Here is a 2,907-nt window from a genome sequence, read left to right as displayed (position 1 = left end):
CCCACCGCCGCCGACCTTCAGCGAAGAGGAATTGGCGGCCGCCCGCACCTCCTCCTACGCCGATGGCGAAACGGCGGGCCTACAAACGGCGATGGCAACGGTTGAAGCCCGCGCCGCCCGCGCGCTCGAAGCCATGACGCAGCAGGTGCCGGGCGTTCTGAACGATCGTCAGCAGGTCGTCACGGCAGTAGCCCAGGAAGCGGCACGCCTTGCGCATGCGCTGGTCGCACGAATGATGCCGGAGCTGGCCCGAACCTATGGTATTGGTGAGATTCAGGCCGTGATTCGCGACAGTCTGGGCATGGCCATCGATCAGCCGCGCCTTAGCATTCGCGTTCATGGCGATCTCGTCGAACGGCTGCGCCCGATGTTGGAAGGTCTGGCCCTGAACAGCGGGTTCGTCGGCCAGGTTTCGCTCTTGGCCGATCCCACGCTTGGCCCCAGCGACGTGCGCGTCGAATGGGGCGACGGCGGGGCCGAACGCCTTGTGGCGCGCGCCTGGGAAGATGTCACCGAGATTGTGCGCCGCTCGGTCGCCGATCTGAAGGATCGTACGGGTGCCGGTCTCGCTGAGGAAAGCGTGACGGTAAACGGGTTCGAAAACGCCTCGCTTTAGCCCCAACCGGGACCAGCGAAGCACAGTTTACAAAGCCAAGGAGACGGGTAATGGCTGAAAAAAAGATGATGGATCTCTCGGAGCTTGAAGAAGCTCTCGAAGAATCTCAAAGCGAAGGCGGTCGGGGCGGCGCGCGGGAACTGGGCGCGGTCTACGACATTCCGGTGCAAATCTCGGCCGTGCTCGGTCGGGCGACGATGCAGGTCAGCCAATTGCTGAAGCTGGGCCGTGGCGCCGTCGTGGAACTCGACCGCAAGGTCGGCGAAGCGATCGACATCTATGTGAACAACCGTCTGGTTGCACGCGGCGAAGTCGTGATCGTCGATGAGCGCTTAGGGGTAACGATGACTGAAATAATTAAGTCCGATCGCTCCACCTAAGCCTAAACGTAAAATCGGTTAAGACCTTATAAGCGTAGGATTATCGGTGTGATACCGTTGGGCGAAACATCGGGAGCGAGCAGATGCGACTGTTGATCGTCGGGCATTTGGATGGGCACCTTAGCACCGCCGGCAAGATTGCTATGGGGCGGGGGGCGAAAGTCAGCCATGTTGCTGATATCGAGGGGGCTTTGGCCGCCTTGCGCTCGGGTCAAGGTGCCGATCTACTGATGATCGACGTGAAGCTCGACATCGCCCGCCTGATCGATGCGTTGCGCAGCGAACGGATCATCGTGCCCGTCGTCGCCTGTGGTCTTGGTACCGATGCCGGGGCCGCCGTCCGGGCGATTAAGGCTGGGGCGAAGGAATATCTGCCCCTGCCACCCAACCCAGATTTGATCGCCGCCGTACTCGAAGCGGTGCTCGAAGAGGCGAATGTAGTCGTTCACGCGGACCCGTCGATGGTTCGTGTGCTGCGTCTGGCCGATCAAATCGCCCCGTCCGACGCCTCGGTGCTCATTACCGGCGAAAGCGGCACGGGTAAAGAGGTGATGGCGCGCTATCTGCACCGGCGCTCCCGTCGCGCCGCGCAGAAGTTCATTTCGGTGAACTGCGCCGCCATTCCCGAAACCCTGCTGGAATCCGAACTTTTCGGCTACGAGAAGGGCGCTTTCACGGGGGCCGTTGCCCGCCGCCTCGGCAAGTTCGAAGAAGCCAACGGCGGCACGCTGCTGCTGGATGAAATCAGCGAAATGGACCCGCGCCTGCAAGCCAAGCTGCTGCGCGCCATCCAGGAACGCGAGATCGACCGGCTCGGCGGCACCAGCCCGATCAAGGTCGATATTCGCCTGATCGCGACCTCCAATCGCGACCTTGAATCGGAAGTGCGCAAAGGCACCTTCCGCGAAGATCTCTATTACCGCCTGAATGTCGTCAATCTCGCCATGCCGTCCTTGCGCGAGCGCCCCGGCGATATCGCCATGCTGGCCAAGCATTTCGTGAAGAAATACTCCGATCTGAACGGTCTCGCCGATCGCCCGCTGACGGCCTCGGCGGTTGAAAAGCTCAAACGCCACCCGTGGCGCGGCAATGTGCGCGAGCTTGAAAATACGCTGCACCGCGCCGTGCTCATGTCGGTCGGCTCGATGATTTCCGATGACGCTATTGTGCTGAACAGCGCGGGCGGCCTTGGCGCATCGTCGATGCCCGATGTGGCGACGCCGGAAGTCAGCCGGGCGGAACTCGCGCGGTCGGCTGCGGTCAGCCGTAGCCTCGGCGCGCGCGGCGCAGGCGACGAACGCCCGACCACGGCGCTGGTCGGTCAAACGGTGGAAGCCGTTGAACGCGATCTTATTCTGGACACGTTGCAGCATTGCATCGGCAATCGCACGCACGCGGCCAGCATCCTTGGAATTTCCATCCGCACGCTGCGCAATAAACTGCGCCAGTATGCGGATGAGGGTATCGCCGTTCCGCCGCCCGGCGACGGCGACCGCGCCCACCTATAGTTCAGTTCGGAGGCTAACTCGTGGCTATCGTCCCCGCCAATGCTCAGGCGCGCGCTAAAGATGCGCTGAAAATCGGCCAGGGGCTGCTTGTACGCGGCGAGATGTGGCTCGCGCTCGGCGTCATCGCCATTTTGGTGATGCTGATTCTGCCGATGCCGACCTGGCTACTCGATTTTATGCTCGGCATATCGATTGCCTCCTCGGTGCTGATTTTGATGGTCACGCTGTTCATTCAGCGCCCGACCGACCTCAGTTCGTTCCCGACAATTCTGCTGATGACAACGCTGTTGCGCTTGGCCCTCAATATGGCCTCGACCCGGCTTATTCTCAGTAACGGGCATCAAGGCACGGCGGCGGCGGGTCACGTCATCGAGACCTTCGGTAATTTGCTGATGTCGGGGAA

At 61.7% G+C, this 2,907-nt stretch carries 3 protein-coding genes and 1 pseudogene; all 4 read left to right on the top strand.

Annotated features, from left to right (window positions below):
* Positions 1-616: pseudogene (locus VZ95_RS22355) on the top strand (hypothetical protein); the annotation flags it as partial.
* 50 nt (positions 617-666) lie between these two features.
* Positions 667-996: a flagellar motor switch protein FliN gene (gene fliN, locus VZ95_RS17220; RefSeq protein ID WP_045776952.1), complete on the top strand. Its 330-nt coding sequence runs from the start codon at positions 667-669 to the stop codon at positions 994-996.
* An 83-nt stretch (positions 997-1,079) separates the two neighbouring features.
* Positions 1,080-2,504 (top strand): sigma-54-dependent transcriptional regulator FlbD, encoded by a 1,425-nt coding sequence (gene flbD / locus VZ95_RS17215; RefSeq protein WP_045776951.1) that lies wholly within the window; start codon positions 1,080-1,082, stop codon positions 2,502-2,504.
* Positions 2,505-2,530: 26 nt separating this feature from the next.
* Positions 2,531-2,907, top strand: a 377-nt coding sequence (locus VZ95_RS17210) for an FHIPEP family type III secretion protein (protein ID WP_232302726.1), incomplete at its 3' end; no start/stop codon positions are given.

This window comes from Elstera litoralis (assembly GCF_000963705.1).
In the GTDB taxonomy this organism is placed as follows: Bacteria; Pseudomonadota; Alphaproteobacteria; order Elsterales; family Elsteraceae; genus Elstera; species Elstera litoralis.
This window is presented reverse-complemented; position numbering and strand designations above follow the sequence as displayed.